We start from the raw sequence: 21,620 nt of genomic DNA, 5'->3' as shown, positions 1-21,620 counted from the left end.
ACCCGCACTGTTCCCGCCGACCCTTCGCGAGGTCATGCTCCGGGGACGCTGGATCGGGATGCTCGTGCTGTGCCTGGTCGTCGCCGGCGTTTTCGCCTGGCTCGGTCAGTGGCAGCTGGAGCGCGCGATCGAGACCGACCCTCCGCCCGCCGGAGCGACCGAGGAGGTGCGTCCGCTGACCGATGTGGTCGAGCCGGGCGTCTACCTGCCCGAGCCGCTCGTCGGTCAGAAGGTCGAGACGTCGGGCACCTGGGTTCCGGATGACTTCCTCGTGGTGTCGAGCCGTTTCAACGACGACGTCGAGGGCTACTGGGTCACCGGTCAGCTGCGGGTCGCCGATCGCACCTCGATCGCCGTGGCGATCGGCTGGACGGCCGACCGTGCCGTCGCCGATGACGCCGTCGAGAAGCTGAACGCGGGCGAGGCGGAAGCCTCGATCACCGGACGCCTCATCTCGGATGAAGGCCCAGCTGTGCCGCCCAAGGACGACCCGCAGCGCATGGACAAGATGTCCACCGCCGCGCTGCTCAGCCATTGGCACGACGTCGATCAGCTCGACGTGTATCGGCCGTACCTCGCGTCGACGACGGCTGCGGCCGGCCTGACGGACATCTCGTCGCCGGCTCCGGAGGAGCAGTCCCCGGTGAACTGGCTCAACATCTTCTACGCGGTCGAGTGGGCGATCTTCGCGGGTTTCGCGTTCTACCTCTGGTACCGACTCGCGAAGGACGCCTGGGAGCGCGAGGTCGAGGAATTCGAGGACGCCGTGGCGGGCGAGTCGGTCTGATCCCGACGCGCGTCTGCGCGGAGCACCATGCGCATCCGAGCGCGGATGCACGCGATATTCCACCTTCGTCAGGGGTCGTTTCCGACGTTCGGTGAGGGCTTGGTTACCAATCGGAAAACTCCGTTGAGGTTGTCCGAGGGCCTCCGTATGCTCGCTCACATGTGCGTCAGCTGAGAGCGCGCAGCCACGGTTTCACGAGAGCCGTCGCCAGACGATACCCGAGGAGACAACACAGATGATGTCCGCTCCCGACGCCGTGAACCGCGAGGTTCCGGGGTCAGATCGCAGAAGTCGGGGGCGTCTCGGCGTCCTCGCCGCCACCTGCGTCGCAGCTCTCGGCGCCAGCGCCCTGATCGCAGCGCCCGCATCCGCCGACGTCGCAGGGACGGGGGTGGTCATCAACGAGGCGTACCTGTCCGGAGGTAGCGCAGGCGCGGCTTTCACGAACAAGTTCGTCGAGCTCTACAACCCGACCGCGGCACCCGTCACCCTCGACGGACTCTCGCTGCAGTATCGATCGGCGACGGGAACGGGCGGCTCCAACGGCGTCGCGCCGCTGACCGGAGTCATCCCGGCGGGCGGCCACTACCTCGTGCAGGCCGGCAGCAACGGGGCCAACGGCGCCGCTCTGCCGGCAGCCGACGCGGTGAGCACCCTCAACCCGAGCGGCACCAACGGCACACTCGCCCTCGTGAACGGCACCGCGGCTGTCACGCTTGCCCCCGGCTCGATCACGGGTGCCGACGGAGTGATCGACGTTCTCGGTTACGGCACCTCGAACACCTTCGAGACCACGGCGGCGACGCCGCCCACCGGCAACACCGACGTCAAGTCGCTCAACCGCACCGACGGCAAGGACACCGACGACAACAGGGCGGACTTCAGCCTCTCGGCGACCATCACGCCGCAGAACACCGGCACGGTGCCCGACCCCGACCCGGAGCCCGAGCCCGACCCGACGGCGGTCTCCATCGCCGAGGTGCAGGGCACGACCGACGTCTCGCCGCTGAACGGTCAGACCGTCACGGTCGAGGGCGTGGTCACGGCCGACTACCGCACCGGCGGCTACAAGGGCATCGTCATCCAGACCCAGGGGTCCGGCGGCGAGACCGACGCGACGCCCGGTGCGTCCGACGGCGTCTTCGTCTTCCTCAACGCGCTGGCTCCGACCCTCGAGATCGGCGACCTCGTCTCGGTCACGGGATCGGTCAGCGAGTACTTCGGCCAGACGCAGATCAACCCCGCGGCTCTGTCCGGCATCTCCGTGGTGCAGGCGGGCGTCGGGGTTCCCGCGCTCACGCCGCTTCCCGACTCGGTCGAAGGTGCGGACCGCGAGCAGTACGAGAACATGTACGTCGCACCCGCCGGCACATACCGCGTCGCATCGAGCCACCAGCTCTACAACTTCGGAGCGCTCTGGCTGAACGCCGGTGCCGACCTCAACGTCAAGAACACCGAGACCGTCCGCCCCGGCGACGAGGCGGTGGCGATCGCCGCGGCGAACCGCGCCAACCGCATCCTCCTCGACGACGGCTGGTCGATCCAGGTCACGAACAGCGGTCACCCGAACGACCAGCCCTACTTCACGAAGGACCTCGTCGTCCGCAACGGCGACACCGTCGACTTCAGCGACAACGGCTACGTGCTGCAGTACGGCTTCGACGACTGGCGTCTGCAGCCGGTGGTGCCCATCGACAACACCTCGTCCGACGACCTGAAGGTGGGCTTCGCGGCGACGAACCCGCGCTCCGACACGGCGCCGACGGTGGGCGGCGACGTGCAGGTCGCGTCGTTCAACGTCTTCAACTACTTCACGACGCTCAAGAGCGAGAACTCGAACGCTCGGGGTGCGGCGAACGCGGCTCAGTTCGAGATCCAGAAGTCCAAGATCGTCGCGGCGATCAACGGACTCGACGCCGAGATCGTGTCGCTCATGGAGATCGAGAACTCGATCAAGCTCGGCGGCTCGCTCGACGAGGCGCTGGCCGATCTGGTCGACGGGCTCAACGACGCGCTCGGCAGTGACGAGTGGGACTATGTCCGCACTCCCGACGAGCTGAACGATTCGGCCACCACCGACTTCATCACCAGCGCGATCATCTACAAGAAGGATGCCGTCGAGACGGTGGGCGACAGTTTGACCGTGACCGACGAGACCGTGTGGGGCAACGCCCGCGAGCCGATCGCTCAGGCGTTCGACATCGACGGCCGCGTCGTCACGGTCGTGGCGAACCACTTCAAGTCGAAGTCTGCACCCGAGGGCGGTGGAGCGGAGCCGGCCGACGGCCAGGGCTTCTTCAACGCCGATCGCGTCACGCAGGCGAACTCGCTCAAGGGCTTCACCGAGGAGATCGAGCAGACGACCGGCAGCAGCGACATCCTGCTGATCGGCGACTTCAACGCCTACGCCAAGGAAGACCCGATCGAGGTCTTCACGACGGCGGGGTGGAGTGACGTCGCTCGCGAGAAGGCCCCCGACCAGCACACCTACACGTTCGACGGCGAGCTCGGATCGCTCGACCACGTGCTGGCATCCCCGTCGCTGGCCGCGTCGATCACGGGTGCAGGTGTGTGGAGCATCAACTCTCCGGAGTGGAGCGACCGCGGGTACGCGTTCGGCGCCACCGAGGCGGGTACGCCGTTCCGCTCGAGCGACCACGACCCGATCATCGTCGGCGTCTCGTCCGAGATCCCCCCGGTGAGCATCGACATCGTCACGATCAACGACTTCCACGGTCGGATCGAGGCCGACGGCGCCGCCGCCGGTGCCGCAGTGGTCGCTGGAGCCGTCAAGCAGTTCCGCGAGGAGAACCCGAACACGATCTTCGCCGGAGCCGGCGACCTGATCGGCGCGTCGACGTTCACCTCGTTCATCAACGACGACAACCCGACGATCGATGCGCTCAACGCTGCAGGACTCGACGTCAGCGCGGCAGGAAACCACGAGTTCGACCAGGGCTGGGAGGACCTGCGCGACCGCGTGCAGGACCGCGCGGACTGGGAGTACATCTCGTCGAACGTGTTCGTGACCGAGACCGGCGAGCCCGCGCTCGCCCCGGCCTGGGTCAAGGAACTCGACGGCGTGCGCGTCGGCTTCGTCGGAGCGGTGACCGAGGACCTCGATTCGCTGGTGTCCCCGGAGGGGATCGCTGACCTCGAGGTGCGCAGCATCGTCGACTCGGTGAACGCCGTGGCCGACGACCTGCGCGACGGAGATCCGTCCAACGGTGAGGCGGACGTCGTCATCCTCCTCGTCCACGAGGGTGCGTCCAGCGTCGAACTGTCGAGCATCACCCCCGACTCGCCCCTGGGTGAGATCGTCTACGGGGTCGATGAGGACGTCGACGCGATCGTGTCGGCGCACACCCACCTCGCGTACAACCACGTCATCGACGGCCGCCCGGTCGTCTCGGCTGGGCAGTACGGCGAGAACCTGGGTCTCATGAACCTGCAGGTCGATCCGAAGACCAAGGATCTGATCTCGATCACGAATGAGATCAAGCCGCTCACCGCCGCAGGTCAGCCGCTCTACCCGGCCGTTCCGGAGGTGGCCGACATCGTCGCGAAGGCGAAGGCCGAGGCGGACGTTCTCGGTGCGGTGAAGGTCGGAGACATCACCGCCGACTTCAACCGCGCTCGCCAGACGAACGGGTCGGAGAACCGCGGTGGCGAGTCCACCATCGGCAACTTCGTGGCCGACGTGCAGAAATGGTCCACCGGCGCGGACATCGCGCTGATGAACCCGGGCGGCATCCGTGCCAACCTGACGTACGCCTCGTCGAACGCGAACGACCCGAACGGCAACGTGACATACCGTGAGGCGGCGACGGTGCAGCCGTTCGCCAACACACTGGTGACACTGACGCTCACCGGCGCTCAGCTGAAGGGCGTTCTCGAGGAGCAGTGGCAGCCGGCAGGCTCCGCTCGCCCGTTCCTCAAGCTCGGCGTCTCGGAGGGGCTCGTCTACACGTACGACCCCGCCGCAGCGCAGGGCTCGCGGGTCACGTCGATCACGCTCAACGGCACCGCGATCGATCCGGCGGCGAACTACACGGTGGCAGCCAACTCGTTCCTCGCCGCGGGTGGAGACAACTTCTTCACCTTCAAGGAGGGCGCGGGCAAGCGCGACACCGGCAAGATCGACCTGCAGTCCATGGTCGACTGGTTCGACGCCAACAAGACCGCGACCCCCGACCTCGCACAGCGTGCCGTGGGTGTCTCGGTCAGCGCGCCGGATGCCGACGGCTACAGCGCCGGCGACCAGGTGACGGTCGCGCTCTCGTCGCTGGCGTTCAGCGCGGGCGAGCAGGCGCCCGGTGAGGTGACGCTGTCGCTCGGCGGCACGCAGCTCGCCGCAGGGGCCGTCGATCCGACGATCGTCGACACGACCGACGAGGCGGGGCGCGCGTCGCTCAGCTTCACGGTTCCCTCGGGCGTCTTCGGCGAGCAGCTGCTCACCGTCGCCGTCGCAGGTACCGGCACCACGGTGCAGGTGCCGTTCACGATCGCGGGTGAGGAACCGGCGGAGTTCGCGGGTTCCATCGACCTCGGATCCTCGAAGGTGACCGCAGGAAAGAAGCTGAAGATCACCGGTGAGGGCTACGAGCCCGGTGAGACCGTGACGGTCGAGCTGCGACCCAAGAAGGGTGCGGCCACCGAGGTCGGCACCGTCCTGGTCAAGAACGACGGCACGTTCTCGACCTCGGTCACCGTGCCGAAGAGCACGCAGCCGGGCAAGTACACCGTCGCGGTCGCTCAGGCCGACGGAGACGAGGCCACCGCCACCGTCACCGTGAACCGCGCAGGCGGGATCGGCGGCATCATCGGCGACATCCTCGACTGGCTGTGGGATCTCCTGAACGGGTGGTTCTGAGCCCTCGGGCGTATGACGCAGGTATGACAGGGGCGAAGGCCGTCGGGAGCTCTCCCGGCGGCCTTCGTCGTGCGTGCGAGTGGTCAGACCCGGTCAGGCGGAGATGACCTCGACCTCGGCCTGCGCGAGAGCGGCCGCGAAGGAGGATTCCGGGGGAGTGTCGGTCACCAGGTAGTCCGCGCGATCGAGGGTCGTGACCTGCGCGAACAGGCGGCGGCCGAACTTCGAGGAGTCGGCGAGGATCGCGGTGCGTTCGGCGCGCTGGATCATCTCGGACATCATGTTCGCGTCACCCATGTTCGACGTCGAGAACCCTGCTTCGTCGATCGCTCCGACAGCGATCAGCGCGAGATCGCACCGGATGTCGACCTCGGGCCCGCCTGGCGTCATCGTGAAGGTGACGGGCCCGGTCGTGGCCTGAGTGATCGCCCGCACCGCTCCGCCGAAGACATAGAGGTCGCGGAAGGCGGAGGGGGAGATCTCCGCAGGGATCCGCAGGTTGTTCGTGGCGATCGTGAGGTCGCGGTGGTTCCGCAGGGCGCGGGCGAGAGCCAGGGTCGTGGTCCCGGCGTTGAGCATGACGACGGCGCCGTCGTCGATCAGGCCCGCGGCGAGGCGCGCGATCTTCTCCTTCTCCTCGGTCTGCATCCGCAGGCGCACATCGAGCGCGCGATCCTTCAGCTGGCCTTCGGCGCTGACTGCGCCCCCGTGCGTGCGGATGACGACGCCCTCGCGATCGAGCTGGTCGAGATCTCGCCGGATCGTGTCGATGGACACGTGGAAGTGCTCGGCGAGACCTCCGACGGTGACCTCTCCGATCTGCTCGACATAGGCGGCGAGATCGGCCTTCCGGCCCGCGGGGAGTCGGCGCTTCGGCGACGGTGCGGTTGCTTCCATGCAGACATCTCTAGCACATTTGCGCAGATAAGTCGGCAGACTTCGGCAGATAACGGCATCCAGCGTTCCGATCTGATCACGGTGGTATTCGCCAGGAAAACAAGGATACAGTCATGAAATCTGTAGTTACATGTGTGAGCAAATGCAGATAAGTGCTTGACGTTCCTGCAAATGTCGGCATAACATGGCTCAAAACCGCACGAACAAGCATCGAAGCGCGTGTGCGGCACGATCTCGAAGAGGAGAAGTGATGATCACAGTGGGGCGAGGGCGACGCATTCTGAAGCTCGCCGGCGCAGCGACAGCAGCCGTGACAGTCCTGGCCGTGGCAGGTTGCGCGGCAGGCGACAGCGGAACCGATGGATCCGATGGCGGAGACGTCACCATCGAGTTCGCACAGTGGTGGGAGCCCGAGCTCCCCGACGGTGAGTTCCGGGCGCTCATCGACGAGTTCGAAGACGCCAACCCGGGCATCACCGTCAAGCTCGTGAGCGGGCCGTACGCATCGACCAAGGAGCAGCTGTTCGCAGGAGCGGCATCCGGCACCATGCCGGACGTCGTCGGCCTCGACGGCGCGTGGGTCAACGACTTCGCCTCGCAGGGCGTCATCGCCGACCTGACCGCTCTGATGAAGGAGAACGACTACGACGACAGCGAACTGGCGAGCCAGATCCAGGTCGACGGCAGCACGTACATGATCCCGGTCGTGAACTTCGTCTACCCGATGTTCACGAACGACACGCTGCTGGCCGACGCGGGCGTCTCCGCCCCGCCGACCACACGCACGGAGTTCGCGGATGCGGCATCGAAGGTCTCGGCCCTCGGCGGCGACGTCTCGGGTTGGGTTCTCCCGCTCTCCCTCGAAGCGCCGAACGGTGTGCAGAACGACGTCATGTCGTGGGTATGGGCATCGGGAGGATCGATGCTCAAGGACGGTCAGCCCGATCTGACCAACGGCGATGTCACCTCGGCGGTCGACTTCATCGGCGGCATGTGGGATGACGGCTCGATCGCCTCCGGTTCCTTCACCATGAAGGAGCAGGACAAGGTCGAGGAGTTCACCAACGGCCGCGTCGGCATGATGATCGACTCGCTCGCGCACATCAACCTGATCCGTGAGACGAACCCCGACCTGAAGTTCTCGATCTCGGCGCTTCCTGCCGAGGACGGCTACGACGGCGAACGGGGCATCCCCTACGCATCCTGGGGCATCGGCGTGGCCGAGAACTCGGAGCACAAGGACGCCGCGTTCAAGCTGGTCGAGTTCCTGATGAGCGAGCAGACCAACTCGGAGCTCTCGACCATGGCCAAGGCCTTCCCCGGCAACTCGAAGTCGGTCCCCGACTTCGTGAACGATGACGAGCTGTTCAAGCAGGCGTTCGACATCTACCAGGCGGGATACCCGGCGAACGAGTTCACCGGACTTCCGGTCGCCGAGGAGCTGATGCGTCAGCTCGGCGAGCAGCTGCAGTCGGCCTTCGACGGGCAGCAGTCGATCGACGACGCGCTCAAGAAGGCGCAGGAGAGCTGGAAAGCGGAGTTCTGACCTCTCGCTTCCCGAATGAACGGGGTGCCGCATCGCGACCGATGCGATGCGGCACCCGACCAACCAAGGAGCCATGCTTCCCATGAGTCTGAGAACATCCGACGACACCGAGGTGATCGTCACCGGGGTCGCGATGTCGCGTCGCCGGCGGCAGCTGCGCAAGACCACCGAGTCGTACGCCTTCCTCTCGCCGACCATCATCCTGCTCTTCGTCCTGATGATCGTGCCGATCGTCATGGTGATCGGCTACTCCTTCCAGGACAACGTGATCCTGAACAAGTCGCCCGAGTTCGTCGGCATCGGCAACTACGTCGAGATCCTGTCGGACCCGCGCTTCTGGAAGGCCACCGGCAACACGATCCTCTTCACGGTGACCAGCGTGGTCGCGCACCTGGTGCTCGGTCTCGCCTTCGCGATGATGCTGAACAGTCCGCTGCTCGGCCGCTTCTCGCGCTCCTTCTTCCGGGCCCTGTACGTGCTGCCGTGGCTCTTCACGGTCGCCGTGATCGCCGTGCTCTGGCGCATGCTCCTCGCCCCGAACGGCGTCGTGAACTTCCTGCTCAACACCGACATCGAATGGCTCGCCTCGCCGCAGCTCGCGCTCGGGACCATCATCTTCATCAACATCTGGGCGGGGTACCCCTTCTTCATGGTCAGTCTGCTGGCCGGTCTCCAGGGCATCCCCAACGAGCTGAACGAGGCTGCGACCGTCGACGGCGCGGGTGCGGTGCAGCGGTTCTGGAACGTCACCGTCCCGCAGCTGCGCCCCATCATCATCAGCCTCGTGCTGCTCGATCTGATCTGGACCTCTCAGCAGTTCGCCCTCATCTGGATGACCACCGGCGGCGGACCGATCGACGTGACCGAGGTGCTCAGCACCTTCACCTACAAGCTCGCCTTCGCCAAGTACGACTTCTCGCTCGCCGCGACCTCCGCGGTGCTGGTCCTGCTCATGTCGATGGTGCTCGCCGTCTTCTACGTCCGTCACCAGAAAGCGAGGGACTGATCATGGCTCTCACCGTTCAGAACCAGCGTCGCGTCGCCAGGACCGGCGTGATGATCGGCCTGATCCTCGGTGCCGTGTTCGCCGCGGGCCCGGTGCTCTGGATGCTCTCGAGCTCGTTCAAGTCGAACACCCAGATCTTCGAGCTTCCGCCTCGGCTGGTCACCGACACGTTCTCGTTCGACGCGTACATCGCGATCTTCACGAACCCCGAGACGATGCGGTTCTTCCTGAACAGCTACGTCGTCGCCGGCTCCGTCACGATCCTGACGCTGCTCGTGGCCATCCAGGCGGCGTACGCGTTCAGCCGCTTCGACTTCCGCGGCAAGCGCATCCTGAACGTCGTGATCGTCAGCGTGCAGGCCGTACCGCCGATCACTCTGCTGATCCCGTACTTCGGGCTGATGGTGGCGCTCGGGCTCTACAACTCGTACCTCGGGCTGATCCTCACCTACATGGTGTTCACGCTGCCCTACGCGATCATCATGATGACCGGCTACTTCAACACCCTGCCGAAGGAGCTCGACGAGGCCGTCCGCGTCGACGGCGCAGGTTCCATGACCGCCCTGTGGCGCATCCTGGTGCCGATCTCGATCCCGGGCATCGTGTCCGTCGGCATCTACACCTTCATGATCGCGTGGAACGAGTACCTGTTCGCGCTGACGCTCACCCGCACGATCGACATGCGCACGGTGCCCATCGGCATCCAGCTGCTCATGGGGCAGCACTCGTACGAGTGGAACCAGATCATGGCGATGAGCGTGCTCGGATCCATCCCCGTGCTCATCCTCTTCCTCATCTTCCAGCGGTACTTCATCAGCGGTCTCACGGCGGGGTCCGTGAAGAGCTGACGTCGTGCCGACGGATCAACGACCACCACGAAACAGGAGAATCAAGTGCTCTACACCGGCAAATCCATCCTCGATGTCGCCAATGAGAACAACTTCGCCATCCCGGCGTTCAACATCAGCGACTGGGCGATGTTCAACGGGATCATGGACATCAGTGAAGAGAAGGCCGCTCCGGTCATCATCGCCATCCACCCCGATGAGGTGTCTCACATCACTACCGACCTGATCGCGGCGATGCACTCCCGCGCACACCGGTCGAGCGTGCCCGTCGCGATCCACTGGGACCACGGCGGAAGCTACGAGCAGATCATCACGGCCATCAAGGCGGGCTTCACCTCGGTCATGATCGACGCCTCTCTGCTGCCGTTCGACGAGAACGTCGCGCTGACCCGCAAGGTCGTCGACGCGGCTCACGCGGTGGGCATCCAGGTCGAGGGTGAGCTGGGCACGATCGGCGCGAACGACAGCTACGGCGAGTCCGGTGCGGCCGAGATCATCTACACGAATCCCGCCGACGCCGTGCGCTTCGTCGAGGAGACCGGGGTCGACAGCCTGGCGATCGCGATCGGCACCTCGCACGGCCTCTACCCGAGTGACAAGAACCCCGAGCTGCGTCACGATCTGCTCGAGGAGATCAAGGCCGCGATCGGCATCCCGCTCGTGCTGCACGGCGGATCGTCCAACCCGGACGCCGAACTGCGTCGTGCGGTCGAACTGGGCGTCAACAAGATCAACATCTCCAGCGACATCAAGGTCTCGTACCACAACCGCATGCGCGAGGTGCTCGGCACCGACGAGCGTCTGCGCGAGCCGAACGCGATCCAGCCGGCGGCGCTCGAAGCCATGAAGGTGACGGCTGCTGAGAAGATCGACCTGTTCGGCGCAGACGGCAAGGCAACGCTGTACTGAACCGCGGACTTCGGGAGGATGATCGGCGACGTGGACAGAACGCTCGTACTCGGACTCGGCGGCACCGTCGACTATGAGCTCAGGTGGGACTCATCGGTGTTCGACAGGCTGGCGCACGCGCACGGCGTGCGGCGCCACGAGCTCACGACCACGGCGCCGATCACCGACGAACGCTCGCTGCTGGTGGCGGTGCTGGCCTTCGTCGCCTCGGGAACGGGTGCTGAGCGATTCGTCGCCTCGTCCGAGGTGATCGAGGACTTCGTGTCGCACTTCGAGTACGCGGTCACGCTCGGTGGCACCGGTGTGCGGGCGGGGCTCGTGCTCGACGCCCTCGGCATCGCGAGCGTGCAGCACCTGGTGAGCATCGACGACAACGTCCGTCGGCTGCTGCCCGAGTCGATCTCGTACATCTGCTCGGCGACCGAGGACACCCTCGACCCGCATCTGATCGTGCAGTATCCGGTCGGCGCGCACGTGCGCCTCACGGACGGAGAGGTGCTGTCGCCCGCCCCCAACCGGCTGATCTTCGCGAACGACCCGCCCAACCGGCGGATGCTCCTCTCGGCCGATCTGCCGGCATCTCTGTCGGACGCCGGCGTCTTCCTCGTCTCGGGTTTCAACACGATGCAGGATCACGACCTGCTCGAACAGCGGCTCATCGAGGTGCAGCGCGCGATGTCGAGCCTCCCGGGCGATGCTCTCGTCTATTACGAGGACGCGGGCTTCTACACGCGAGGCTTCGCGGAGACCGTTCGGACCCGGCTGCTGCCGCAGATCGACGTCTACGGCATGAACGAGGACGAGCTGCAGGAGTACCTCGGCCGGGCCGTGAACCTGCTGGATCAGTCCGACGTCATCCGCGCCCTCCGCGAGGCGCACATGATCATCCCCGCTCGCGCGCTGGTGGTGCACACCCGCTACTGGGCGATCGCCACAGGGCCCGATGCCGCTCGGCACCGTGCAGCCCTCGACAGCGCCGTCGTCGTCGCCGCGACCCGCTATCGGGTGGGCGACGGCGTGACGTCGGACGACGTCGAGCACACGTCGTCGATGCCCAGGCATGGGGGAGGGGAGGCCCTGGTGTCGGCCGTCGAGGCGGCGCTCCCGGATGCCGTGGGTGTCGCGGCATTCTCGCTCGACGTCCCCGCCCCGACCACCGTGGGCCTAGGAGACACGTTCGTCGGGGGCTTCCTCGCCGGAGCCGTGCGATCGAAGGAGAACGTATGAATCCCATCCCGCTGCCGTCGAATCGACCCGCCGAGCGCTTCTACCGAGGTGGCGCACGCATCAGCGCCTTCCGCGGCGAAGACGGCGCCGCTCCGCGGGAACCCGAGGACTGGATCGGCTCGACGACCACGGTCAACGGGGAGCCCGAGCTCGGCCTCACCACGCTCCCGGACGGACGGGTGCTGCGTGACGCGATCGAGCGGGACCCTGTCGCCTGGCTGGGAGACGACCACGTCGCACGGTGGGGTGCGGACACCCGCCTGCTCGTGAAGCTTCTGGATGCCGGGCAGCGGCTGCCCGTGCACGCGCACCCGCACGACGACTTCGCGGCGACGCATCTCGGCCGCGCGCACGGCAAGGCGGAGGCCTGGTACATCCTGCAGGGCGGCACTGTGCACATCGGCCTGCGGCAGGACGTCGAGGCAGCCGATCTGGCCGCTCTCGTCGAGCGACAGGACGCGACGACGCTGCTCGGTCTGCTGCATGAGATCGAGGTCGCCGCGGGAGATGTGGTCTGGGTGCCGCCGGGCGAGCTGCACGCGATCGGCGCCGGCGTGCTGCTGCTCGAGCTGCAGCAGCCGGAAGACCTGTCGATCCTTCTCGAGTGGGGAGACTTCGCGATCGACGGGGCGGCGGTCGGCCATCTCGGTCTCGGCTTCGACCTCGCGCTCGCCGCGGTCACCACGACCGCACGATCGGCGACGGACCTCGACGCGCTGATCACGACCGCCCCCGCATCGGGCTCCGCCCTTCCTGGTGCTGCCGACGAGTACTTCCGCCTCGAACGGATCCCCGTCGACGGCTCCACCGTCATCGGACGCGGTTTCTCGATCGTGATCGTGAACGACGGTGATGTCGAGATCGGGGCGCAGCGACTCCGCCGCGGCTCGACCCTGCTCGTGCCCCACGCTGCCGGAGCGCTCGCGGCGACAGGCGCGGGCGAACTGCTCGTGGCGCGTCCACCCGCACCCTGACGCCGGAATCGACGCGGATTCTCCCCAGCTAGACTGGAGTCATGCCCGAACCGAAAGTCGCCAGCTTTCCGGCGATCCGTGGTGCGCTGAAGTTCTACCAGGTCGCGTCGATCATCACCGGAGTCATGCTGCTCCTGCTGGTCGCCGAGATGGTGCTGAAGTACACGCCGATCCGACTCGAGCTCTTCGCGGGAGGATCCGGCGGTCTGCTCTGGTTCGCTCCCGTCGTCGAGGGGCCCGAGGGCCTCGAGTCGACCGGTGACGGACTCAACATCTCGCTCTCGATCCTCGTCGCGCACGGCTGGTTCTACGTCGTGTACCTCTTCGCGTGCTTCCGGATGTGGAGCCTGATGCGTTGGCCGTTCCTGCGCTTCATCCTGCTCGCGCTCGGCGGGGTCATCCCGCTCCTGTCATTCTTCATGGAGGCCATCGTCGCCCGCGACGTCAAGGCCTACCTCGCTTCGAGGGAGGCCGCCTCGGCCTCCGCCCCTGCCACGGAAGGTGTCCGGTGACCGAACAGTCCGAGACCCAGCAGCGCCCTGCGCTCGTCGTCGACTTCGGCGCGCAGTATGCGCAGCTGATCGCCCGCCGAGTGCGTGAGGCCGGTGTCTACAGCGAGATCGTGCCGCACACCGCCACGGCCGCCGAGATCGCCGAGAAGAACCCCGTCGCGATCATCCTCTCGGGTGGTCCGTCGTCGGTCTACGAAGAGGGCGCCCCGCGTCTCGACCCTGCCGTCTTCGAGCTCGGCGTGCCGACGCTCGGCATCTGCTACGGCTTCCAGTACATGGCGCAGACCCTCGGCGGCGAGGTCGCGAACACCGGCCTGTGCGAGTACGGTGCGACGGATGCCGTCATCTCGGGTGACGGCGGCACTCTGCTCGGCGGCCAGCCGGCGGAGCAGAACGTCTGGATGAGCCACGGCGACCAGGTCGCCAAGGCCCCTGAGGGCTTCGACGTGCTCGCCACGACCGACGCCACCAAGGTCGCCGCGTTCGCGAACGAGGAGCGTGGCTTCTACGGCGTGCAGTGGCACCCCGAGGTCAAGCACTCCGACCACGGGCAGCAGGTGCTCGAGAACTTCCTGCACAAGGGCGCGGGCCTCGCATCCGACTGGAACAGCGGCAACGTGATCGCCGAGCAGATCGAGCGCATCCGCGAGCAGGTCGGTGACGCTCGCGTCATCTCCGCGCTCTCCGGCGGTGTCGACTCGGCCGTCTCGACGGCTCTGGTGCACAAGGCGATCGGCGACCAGCTCACTGCGGTGTTCGTCGACCACGGGCTCCTCCGCAAGGGGGAGCGCGAGCAGGTCGAGAAGGACTACGTCGAGTCCACCGGTGTGCGACTGATCACGGTCGACGCGGCCGACACCTTCCTCGGTCACCTCCAGGGCGTCACCGACCCCGAGGAGAAGCGCAAGATCATCGGCCGCGAGTTCATCCGCGCGTTCGAGAAGGTGCAGCTCGACCTCGTCGCCGAGGCGAAGGCTTCGGGCGGAGCACCGGTCAAGTTCCTCGTGCAGGGCACGCTGTACCCCGACGTCGTCGAGTCCGGTGGTGGTGCGGGCACGGCCAACATCAAGTCCCACCACAACGTGGGCGGGCTCCCCGATGACCTCGACTTCGAGCTCATCGAGCCGCTCCGCGCCCTGTTCAAGGACGAGGTGCGTGCGATCGGTCGCGAGCTCGGCATCCCCGAGGCGATCGTCGGTCGTCAGCCGTTCCCCGGGCCCGGCCTCGGCATCCGCATCATCGGCGAGGTCACGCAGGACCGCCTCGAGATCCTGCGCGAGGCCGACGCGATCGCTCGTGAGGAGCTCACCAAGGCAGGACTCGACCAGGACATCTGGCAGTGCCCCGTCGTGCTGCTCGCCGACGTCCGCTCGGTCGGGGTCCAGGGCGACGGTCGCACCTATGGGCATCCGATCGTGCTGCGCCCCGTCTCGAGCGAAGACGCGATGACCGCCGACTGGACGCGTCTGCCGTACGACGTGCTCTCGAAGATCTCCAACCGCATCACCAACGGCGTCCGCGACGTCAACCGCGTGGTGCTCGACGTGACGTCGAAGCCGCCGGGAACCATCGAGTGGGAGTGACGCAGGAGCTCCCGCTCGTATAGGCACAGCGTGGCGCTCGACCGCGCCAGCGGGCGAGTGGGAGTGAGCGCTCCCGCGCAGATCAGGTGAACGGGCACGGACCATCAGGTCCGTGCCCGTTCGCGGTATTTCGGGCAGGATGAGCCTATGACCAAGGCGCGGACGAAGATCACGGTTATCGGTGCGGGCAGCGTGGGAGTGAGCGTCGCGTATGCGGCGCTGATCCGGGGGAGTGCGGCCGAGGTCGCGCTCTACGACATCGCCACCGACAAGGTGGATGCCGAGGTGCTCGACCTCGCGCACGGCACGCAGTTCACCTCTGCCGCGGTGAGCGGAGGCTCCGATCTGTCGGTCGTCGACGGCAGCGACGTGATCGTCGTGACGGCCGGTGCGAAGCAGCAGCCGGGACAGACCCGCATGGAGCTCTCGGGCATCAATGCGCGTCTGCTCGAGAAGCTCATGCCGCAGCTCGTCGAGCGTGCTCCTGACGCGGTGTTCATCATCGTCACCAACCCGGCGGATGTGATGACGGTCGTGGCCCAGCGGGTCTCGGGTCTGCCTCCCCACCGGGTGTTCGGGTCGGGTACCGTGCTCGACACCTCGCGTCTGCGCTGGCGTCTCGCGCATCGGGCGAACGTGAGCACGACGAGCGTCCACGCCGATATCGTGGGCGAGCACGGCGACACGGAGTTCCCCCTGTGGTCGAATGCGACGATCGGGTCCGTGCCGATCCTCGACTGGCCTGCCGACGAGCCGTTCACGGCCGAGGAGCTCGACCGGATCGCGATCGAGGTGCGCGACGCGGCGTACGCCGTCATCCGAGGCAAGGGAGCCACGAACCTCGCGATCGGCGTCAGCTGCGCCCGCATCGCCGAGGCGGTGCTGCATGACGAGCGGGCGGTGCTTCCGGTCGCGACGGTGCTCGACGGCGAGTACGGGCTGCACGGGGTCGCGCTGTCGGTGCCCTCGGTGGTGGGTGCTGCGGGTGCGGTGCCGCTGGCCGAGACGCCGATGAGCGAGCGTGAGCTGAGCCTGCTGCGGGCCTCAGCCGACGCGATCCGGGTGGCGATCGACGAGCTCGGCTGACCCCTTCGGGAAAAGATTCTCGAGAATCTTCGTCGAGCCTGTCGATCCGAGTCGTTCCCGTTCGACGTCTTCAATGAGAGGGTCGAAAGACGGCCCCACCCACCAAGGAGAACATCATGAAGTACATGCTGATCATGCGCTCGAACGACGAAGCGGTCGAGGCGTACAAGGAGATGCCGTTCGAGCAGGTCATCGCAGCCATGGGTGCGTATAACGAGTCGATGATCAAGGCCGGCGTGCTGCTCGCGGGTGAGGGACTCAGCGACGCCTCGGAGGGCTTCGTGGTCGATTTCAGCGCCGAGAAGCCCCTGATCACCGACGGCCCCTACGGGGAGACGAAGGAGCTCTTCAACGGCTTCTGGATCATCGAGGCATCGACGCGCGAGGAGGCTGCCGAGTGGGCGAGCCGCGCACCTCTCGGCGCAGGCTCGTTCCTCGAGGTGCGACGCGTGACCGACGAGTCCGACTTCCCGGCCGACAACGAGTGGATCGAGAAGGAGAAGGGCTGGCGCGAAGAGGAAGAGGCGCGCCGCGCCCAGCAGTGACATGACCGACGACAGCGAGACGGCGCGCTCAGCCCCCGACACGAGTGCCGCGGAGCGCGCCGTCGCCGCCGTGTGGCGCATCGAGTCCGCGAAGATCGTCGGCACGCTGACGCGGGCGGTCGGTGACTTCGGTCTCGCGGAGGATCTGGCGCAGGAGGCGCTGGTGGATGCGCTGCGGCAGTGGCCGATCGACGGCGTCCCTCGCAACGGCGGAGCGTGGCTCACGGCGGTCGCGAAGCGCAAGGCTGTCGACGGCTGGCGCCGAAGAGAGCGGCTGGACGACCGCATGGCGGTGCTCGCCCACGACCTGGAGCGTGAGCAGGCCGAGGCCGCGGATGCGCCGCCGTGGGATCCGGATGCCGTCGACGACGACGTGCTCCGGTTGATCTTCATCTCGTGCCACCCCGTGCTGTCGCGCGAAGCACAGGTCGCTCTGACGCTGCGGGTGGTGGGCGGTCTGTCGAGCGAGGAGATCGCGAGGGCGTTCCTCGTTCCCACCGCGACCGTGCAGCAGCGCATCGTCCGCGCGAAGAAGACCCTCGCCGCAGCGCACGTGCCGTTCGAGATGCCTCCCCGCGACGAGCACACGGCTCGACTGGGTGCGATCCTCGGCGTGCTGTACCTCATCTTCAACGAGGGCCATGCGGCCAGCAGCGGCCCCGACTGGATGCGACCGGAGTTGAGCCTCGAGGCGATCCGGCTGACGCGCGTGCTCGCGGCGCTGATGCCGCGGGAGCGCGATGTGCACAGCCTTCTCGCCCTCATGGAGCTGACGGCCGCCCGGTTTCCGGCCAGGGTCGACGCGCACGGCGAACCCGTGCTGCTCGCCGACCAGGACCGGCGCCGCTGGGATCGAGGGCGTATCGCGCGCGGTCGCGCCGCGCTGGCGGCCGCGGATGCGCTCGGCTCGGGTCGCGGCCCGTACGGTCTGCAGGCGGCGATCGCCGAGTGCCACGCGCTCGCGGCGAGCGTCGCCGAGACCGACTGGGACCGCATCGTGGTGCTCTACGAGGCTCTCGGCCGTATCGCCCCCTCGCCCGTGGTCGAACTCAACCGTGCGGCCGCCGTGGCGATGGCGACAGGTCCCGCATCCGCCCTGCAGATCATCGACCGGCTCTCAGCCTCGGGCGCTCTGACCGGCTACCACCTGCTGCCGGCGACGCGTGCCGAGCTGCTCCTGCGTCTCGGCCGCGACGAGGAGGCGCGCAGCGAATTCGCCGTCGCCGCCGCGCTCGCGGGAAACGACAGGGAGCGGGCGCTGCTCGAAGCCAGGGCCGCGGAGCGCTGACGCCCACCCGCACGAGGAACCGCCTTCATACGAAGAACCGCCCCCGTCCGAAGCGTTGCTTCCGACGGGGGCGGTTCTGTTCACCGCGCGGTGCGCGATGTGGTCAGCTGCGGGCCTTGCTGCCGCGACCGGCGATCAGGCCGTAGATCAGCAGCACGATGATCGAGCCGCCGATGGCGAGGAGCCACGTGCCCAGGTCCCAGAACTCCGTGAGAGGACGGTTCAGGATGAGGCTGCCGAGCCATCCGCCGAGGAAGGCGCCGACGACGCCGAGCAGAAGGGTGATGAACCATCCGCCGCCCTGCTTGCCGGGAAGGATCAGCTTTGCGATCGCGCCGGCGATGAGGCCGAGAAGAAGGAATCCGAGAAAGCTCATGTTCAGCTCCTATGTATCGTGAGCCCCGGGGTGCCAGGGCTCGTGTGAACCACTGTGCCCTCTCAGCTGATTATCAGCCAACCCCTTGCGCCTGAGCCTCCGGGTGTGCGAAGAGGCCCGCCTCCGGAAGGAGACGGGCCTCTTCGAGCGACGATGCGTCAGTTGTTGCCGCGGGCGATCGCGATGATCCGCAGGATCTCGACGTAGAGCCAGACGACCGTGACCATGATGCCGAAGGCGCCGAGCCAGCCGTACTTGCGGGGAGCGCCGTTGCGCACGCCCTGCTGGATCTGGTCGAAGTCGAGCACCAGCGAGTACGCGGCCATGATGACGACCAGGACGCCGATGATGAGACCCAGCGGGATGCCGAGGATCTCGACCTTGCTGAGCAGGCCGAAGGCCGCGCCCTCGCCCAGGACGCCGGTCCACGTCAGGACGACGTTGAGGAGCGAGAAGACAAGGTAGCCGATCATGGCGATCATGAAGATCTTGGTGGCCTTCTTCGACGCGCGGATCTTGCCGCTGGCGAAGAGGGCGAGCGTCACGCCGACCACGGAGACCGTGGCGAGTGTGGCCTGGAAGACGATTCCGGGGTAGAGCACCTCGAAGAACGCCGAGATGCCACCGATGAAGAGACCCTCGAACGCGGCGTACGCGAAGATCAGCGCGGGGCGGACCTTCTTGCGCGATGTGAAGGAGATCACCATGGCGAGCACGAAGCCGCCGAGCGCGCCGACGATCCAGGGCAGCATGTTCGGCTGGAACTGGTCGTAGGGGTTCTGCTCGGGTGCGGCGACGCCGCCGAGCGTCACGAACCAGCCGATGGCGGCGGTGACGAGGAGGATGCCGAAGAGTCCGGCGGTCTTCCAGACGGTGTCCTCGACCGACATGCGGTCGGTCTCGATCGCGCCGGCCGGGGGAGCGGCGTACATGCCCTCCAGCTGCGCGTTGGCGGCAGCATCCATCGTGCCGTGCTGGAACGACGCGGCCTGTGCACCCTGAGCGCCCTGCGGCGCACCCGGGTAGGTCGCGACGTTGCGCGGGTCCTGCTGCTGGAACGCCGGATTGTTGAAGGCGAAGTTGCTCATGTGGGCCTCACTCCAAAGTGGGTTGTGGGTCGCTTTCCTCCACGATACCTGGAATGCCGGGCCATCAGGGTGTCCTACGCTGAGAGCGTGCCCAGGAAATCGCCTCTCGTGATCGGGCACCGCGGTGCGCCCGGTTACCGTCCGGAACACAGTCGCTCCTCGTACGAGCTCGCCCTCGCGATGGGGGTGGATGCGGTCGAACCCGACGTCGTCGCGACGAAGGACGGTGTGCTCATCGTCCGTCACGAGAACGAGATCTCGGGCACGACCGATGTCGCAGAGCATCCGGAGTTCGCCGACCGCAAGACGACGAAGCGCGTCGACGGGCAGGCGCTGACCGGCTGGTTCACCGAGGACTTCACGTGGGACGAGCTGACGACTCTGCGCAGCCGCGAACGCCTGCCCGAGGTGCGGCTCTCGAGCGCGAGCTTCAGCGGCTCACAGGCCATCCTCCGACTGACCGACGTGCTCGACATCGTGCGAGACGGCTCGGTCGAGCACGGCCGTGAGATCGGAGTCGTGCTCGAGGTCAAGCACGCCACGTACTTCGCGAGCATTGGGCTCGATCTCGCGCCGCTCATCGAGCGCGACCTGCGCGCGGCGGGCTGGGCCGACGGCGAGCTGCCGCTGATCGTCGAGTGCTTCGAGTCGAGCATCCTCGGGCAGCTGAAGGCTCGTGGCATCGCCGCCTCGTACATCTACCTCATCGAGGCGTCGGGGCGTCCCTACGACCTGCTCGTCGCGCAGGGCAAGAAGGCGCTGACCTACAAGGCGACGGTCGCGCCGACAGGGCTCGACGGTCTGGTGGGGCAGGTCGACGGCATCAGCGTCAACAAGCGGATGCTGCTCGCGGCAGGCAACACGATCGTGCCCGACGCACACGCCAGAGGGCTCAAGGTGTTCACGTGGACCTGTCGTCCTGAGAACGCCTTCCTCTCCGCGGAGTTCCGGGGAGCCGGGGGCAAGGGTGCGTACGGCGACTACGAGGCCGAATGGGGCGTCATCGCCCGCACGGGCGTCGACGGAGTGTTCGTGGACCACCCGGACCTCGGGGTCGGCTTCTTCCGCGGCTGACCCGGTTCAGAGTGGACCGAGCACGTCCGGCACGGCGCGATCCAGGTGCAGTGCACGCAGCGGCGTCAGGATCTCGCGCTCCTCGAAGCGGAAGTGGGACTCCATGATCGCCCCCACGCCGTCGAGGTGCCGTTCGATCGTCTCGGCGCTCTCGCCACTCTCGACCGCGGTGCGCAGCGCGCCGAGCAGGTGCGCGAGCATCGAGTGATCCTGCATGAGCTTGTCGATCACGTCCCCGAATTCGGGGTGCTCCTCACGCAGGGCGGGGAACAGGGCGCGGTCCTCGCTCAGATGATGTCCGTCGAGCGCCGAGCAGAATCCGATGCAGAACAGTGCGAGATCCGAGGCGGCGTCCGGGGCGTCGGCGTCGTCGTCGAGCGCTGCCCGCGTCGCCTCCAGAGCCGCGCGGAGGCGGGTGTGCGCCCGGCGGAGCTCGTCGTCCCAGGCGATCAGGCGGTCGGCATCCATCCCGGTCAGTCTAGGTCGGTCGTACGATCCGTCAGAGGGTGCGGTCGAAAGCGCCCTTGCGCGACACGATCTCCTTGCCGAGCGGCATCAGCGACACCGGCACCATCTTGAAGTCGGCGATGCCCATCGGGATGCCGATGATCGTGATGCACAGTGCGAGCCCCGAGACGATGTGCCCGATGGCGAGCCACCAGCCAGCGAGGATCACCCAGAGCACGTTGCCGAGGAACGAGCCGACGCCCGACGTGGGCTTGCTGACGATCTCGCGTCCGAACGGCCAGATCGCGTACCGGGCGATGCGGAACGAGGCGATCGCCCAGGGGATCGTCACGATCGGGATGCACAGCAGGATGCCGGCGAGCATGTAGCCGAGGAACAGGGCGAGCCCGGCGAAGATCAGCCAGATGATGTTGAGGATGGTGCGCACGAGACGATCCTCGCACCGGCGCCTGAGCATCCGCCCTTCGCTGCTTCCGGGCGAATGGCCACCGGCCGTTCACCATCCGTGCACCTGCGGGTCGTCGGTCAGCCAT

19 protein-coding genes are annotated in these 21,620 nt (G+C 67.0%); 14 read left to right on the top strand and 5 right to left on the bottom strand.

The window, feature by feature from the left end:
• Positions 1 to 34 precede the first annotated feature (34 nt).
• Together ASF80_RS06895 and ASF80_RS06890 are read left to right on the top strand one after the other, a co-directional pair.
• Complete coding sequence (locus ASF80_RS06895; RefSeq protein ID WP_082488357.1) at positions 35 to 787, top strand: SURF1 family protein; 753 nt, start codon at positions 35 to 37, stop codon at positions 785 to 787.
• Between the two features lie 235 nt (positions 788 to 1,022).
• On the top strand, positions 1,023 to 5,660 hold the full coding sequence (locus ASF80_RS06890; RefSeq protein WP_056309194.1) for an ExeM/NucH family extracellular endonuclease: 4,638 nt from the start codon (positions 1,023 to 1,025) through the stop codon (positions 5,658 to 5,660).
• A 93-nt stretch (positions 5,661 to 5,753) separates the two neighbouring features.
• Here ASF80_RS06890 and ASF80_RS06885 read toward each other — a convergent pair whose 3' ends face one another.
• A complete protein-coding gene (locus tag ASF80_RS06885) occupies positions 5,754 to 6,557 on the bottom strand; it encodes a DeoR/GlpR family DNA-binding transcription regulator (protein ID WP_056309192.1) in 804 nt (267 codons plus the stop codon).
• A 250-nt stretch (positions 6,558 to 6,807) separates the two neighbouring features.
• Between ASF80_RS06885 and ASF80_RS06880 the strand changes: the two genes are divergently transcribed.
• The 11 genes from ASF80_RS06880 (at position 6,808) to ASF80_RS06830 (ending at position 18,081) form a co-directional block, all read left to right on the top strand.
• Positions 6,808 to 8,103: an ABC transporter substrate-binding protein gene (locus ASF80_RS06880; RefSeq protein ID WP_056309190.1), complete on the top strand. Its 1,296-nt coding sequence runs from the start codon at positions 6,808 to 6,810 to the stop codon at positions 8,101 to 8,103.
• Between the two features lie 82 nt (positions 8,104 to 8,185).
• Complete coding sequence (locus ASF80_RS06875) at positions 8,186 to 9,109, top strand: carbohydrate ABC transporter permease (protein WP_056311886.1); 924 nt, start codon at positions 8,186 to 8,188, stop codon at positions 9,107 to 9,109.
• A gap of 2 nt (positions 9,110 to 9,111) precedes the next feature.
• Positions 9,112 to 9,957, top strand: coding sequence for a carbohydrate ABC transporter permease (locus ASF80_RS06870; protein WP_056309188.1), 846 nt, complete (start codon positions 9,112 to 9,114; stop codon positions 9,955 to 9,957).
• A 45-nt stretch (positions 9,958 to 10,002) separates the two neighbouring features.
• Entirely contained in the window at positions 10,003 to 10,866 is an 864-nt protein-coding gene (locus ASF80_RS06865; RefSeq protein ID WP_056309186.1) for a ketose-bisphosphate aldolase, read from the top strand.
• A 30-nt stretch (positions 10,867 to 10,896) separates the two neighbouring features.
• Positions 10,897 to 12,093: an ADP-dependent glucokinase/phosphofructokinase gene (locus ASF80_RS06860; protein ID WP_157520988.1), complete on the top strand. Its 1,197-nt coding sequence runs from the start codon at positions 10,897 to 10,899 to the stop codon at positions 12,091 to 12,093.
• Positions 12,090 to 13,067, top strand: a complete 978-nt coding sequence (locus tag ASF80_RS06855; RefSeq protein WP_056309182.1) for a class I mannose-6-phosphate isomerase — start codon at positions 12,090 to 12,092, stop codon at positions 13,065 to 13,067. The genes ASF80_RS06860 and ASF80_RS06855 overlap by 4 nt, the downstream gene beginning before the upstream one ends.
• Before the next feature lie 41 nt (positions 13,068 to 13,108).
• Positions 13,109 to 13,579 carry a DUF3817 domain-containing protein gene (locus ASF80_RS06850; RefSeq protein ID WP_056309179.1) on the top strand — a complete coding sequence of 157 codons (471 nt, stop codon included), beginning with the start codon at positions 13,109 to 13,111 and terminating at the stop codon, positions 13,577 to 13,579.
• Positions 13,576 to 15,162, top strand: a complete 1,587-nt coding sequence (guaA, locus tag ASF80_RS06845; protein ID WP_056309177.1) for a glutamine-hydrolyzing GMP synthase — start codon at positions 13,576 to 13,578, stop codon at positions 15,160 to 15,162. Before ASF80_RS06850 ends, guaA begins: the two co-directional genes overlap by 4 nt.
• 147 nt (positions 15,163 to 15,309) lie before the next feature.
• Positions 15,310 to 16,248, top strand: coding sequence for an L-lactate dehydrogenase (locus ASF80_RS06840; protein WP_056309176.1), 939 nt, complete (start codon positions 15,310 to 15,312; stop codon positions 16,246 to 16,248).
• Positions 16,249 to 16,364: 116 nt separating this feature from the next.
• On the top strand, positions 16,365 to 16,793 hold the full coding sequence (locus ASF80_RS06835; RefSeq protein WP_056309173.1) for a YciI family protein: 429 nt from the start codon (positions 16,365 to 16,367) through the stop codon (positions 16,791 to 16,793).
• Position 16,794: 1 nt separating this feature from the next.
• Positions 16,795 to 18,081 carry an RNA polymerase sigma factor gene (locus ASF80_RS06830; protein WP_056309171.1) on the top strand — a complete coding sequence of 429 codons (1,287 nt, stop codon included), beginning with the start codon at positions 16,795 to 16,797 and terminating at the stop codon, positions 18,079 to 18,081.
• A 103-nt stretch (positions 18,082 to 18,184) separates the two neighbouring features.
• Here ASF80_RS06830 and ASF80_RS06825 read toward each other — a convergent pair whose 3' ends face one another.
• Together ASF80_RS06825 and ASF80_RS06820 are read right to left on the bottom strand one after the other, a co-directional pair.
• A complete protein-coding gene (locus ASF80_RS06825; protein WP_056309169.1) occupies positions 18,185 to 18,457 on the bottom strand; it encodes a GlsB/YeaQ/YmgE family stress response membrane protein in 273 nt (90 codons plus the stop codon).
• Positions 18,458 to 18,615: 158 nt separating this feature from the next.
• Positions 18,616 to 19,545, bottom strand: coding sequence for a Bax inhibitor-1/YccA family membrane protein (locus ASF80_RS06820; protein WP_056309164.1), 930 nt, complete (start codon positions 19,543 to 19,545; stop codon positions 18,616 to 18,618).
• A gap of 87 nt (positions 19,546 to 19,632) precedes the next feature.
• Between ASF80_RS06820 and ASF80_RS06815 the strand changes: the two genes are divergently transcribed.
• Positions 19,633 to 20,619, top strand: a complete 987-nt coding sequence (locus ASF80_RS06815; RefSeq protein WP_056311884.1) for a glycerophosphodiester phosphodiesterase family protein — start codon at positions 19,633 to 19,635, stop codon at positions 20,617 to 20,619.
• Positions 20,620 to 20,625: 6 nt separating this feature from the next.
• Here ASF80_RS06815 and ASF80_RS06810 read toward each other — a convergent pair whose 3' ends face one another.
• Entirely contained in the window at positions 20,626 to 21,087 is a 462-nt protein-coding gene (locus tag ASF80_RS06810; protein ID WP_056309162.1) for a hemerythrin domain-containing protein, read from the bottom strand.
• A 31-nt stretch (positions 21,088 to 21,118) separates the two neighbouring features.
• Positions 21,119 to 21,514: a YccF domain-containing protein gene (locus tag ASF80_RS06805; protein ID WP_056311882.1), complete on the bottom strand. Its 396-nt coding sequence runs from the start codon at positions 21,512 to 21,514 to the stop codon at positions 21,119 to 21,121.
• Positions 21,515 to 21,620: the final 106 nt, after the last annotated feature.

The sequence above is a fragment of the Microbacterium sp. Leaf159 genome, from assembly GCF_001423615.1.
Classification (GTDB): domain Bacteria; phylum Actinomycetota; class Actinomycetes; order Actinomycetales; family Microbacteriaceae; genus Microbacterium.
Note: the sequence above shows the minus strand (reverse complement) of the source record. Positions and strands in the feature narration are given on the sequence as shown.

Coding starts and splice junctions, on each gene's coding strand:
- ASF80_RS06895 (WP_082488357.1), top strand. CDS start 35: ATGCTCCGGGGACGCTGGATCGGGATGCTCGTGCTGTGCCTGGTCGTC.
- ASF80_RS06890 (WP_056309194.1), top strand. CDS start 1,023: ATGATGTCCGCTCCCGACGCCGTGAACCGCGAGGTTCCGGGGTCAGAT.
- ASF80_RS06885 (WP_056309192.1), bottom strand. CDS start 6,557: ATGGAAGCAACCGCACCGTCGCCGAAGCGCCGACTCCCCGCGGGCCGG.
- ASF80_RS06880 (WP_056309190.1), top strand. CDS start 6,808: ATGATCACAGTGGGGCGAGGGCGACGCATTCTGAAGCTCGCCGGCGCA.
- ASF80_RS06875 (WP_056311886.1), top strand. CDS start 8,186: ATGAGTCTGAGAACATCCGACGACACCGAGGTGATCGTCACCGGGGTC.
- ASF80_RS06870 (WP_056309188.1), top strand. CDS start 9,112: ATGGCTCTCACCGTTCAGAACCAGCGTCGCGTCGCCAGGACCGGCGTG.
- ASF80_RS06855 (WP_056309182.1), top strand. CDS start 12,090: ATGAATCCCATCCCGCTGCCGTCGAATCGACCCGCCGAGCGCTTCTAC.
- ASF80_RS06850 (WP_056309179.1), top strand. CDS start 13,109: ATGCCCGAACCGAAAGTCGCCAGCTTTCCGGCGATCCGTGGTGCGCTG.
- ASF80_RS06840 (WP_056309176.1), top strand. CDS start 15,310: ATGACCAAGGCGCGGACGAAGATCACGGTTATCGGTGCGGGCAGCGTG.
- ASF80_RS06835 (WP_056309173.1), top strand. CDS start 16,365: ATGAAGTACATGCTGATCATGCGCTCGAACGACGAAGCGGTCGAGGCG.
- ASF80_RS06830 (WP_056309171.1), top strand. CDS start 16,795: ATGACCGACGACAGCGAGACGGCGCGCTCAGCCCCCGACACGAGTGCC.
- ASF80_RS06825 (WP_056309169.1), bottom strand. CDS start 18,457: ATGAGCTTTCTCGGATTCCTTCTTCTCGGCCTCATCGCCGGCGCGATC.
- ASF80_RS06820 (WP_056309164.1), bottom strand. CDS start 19,545: ATGAGCAACTTCGCCTTCAACAATCCGGCGTTCCAGCAGCAGGACCCG.
- ASF80_RS06810 (WP_056309162.1), bottom strand. CDS start 21,087: ATGGATGCCGACCGCCTGATCGCCTGGGACGACGAGCTCCGCCGGGCG.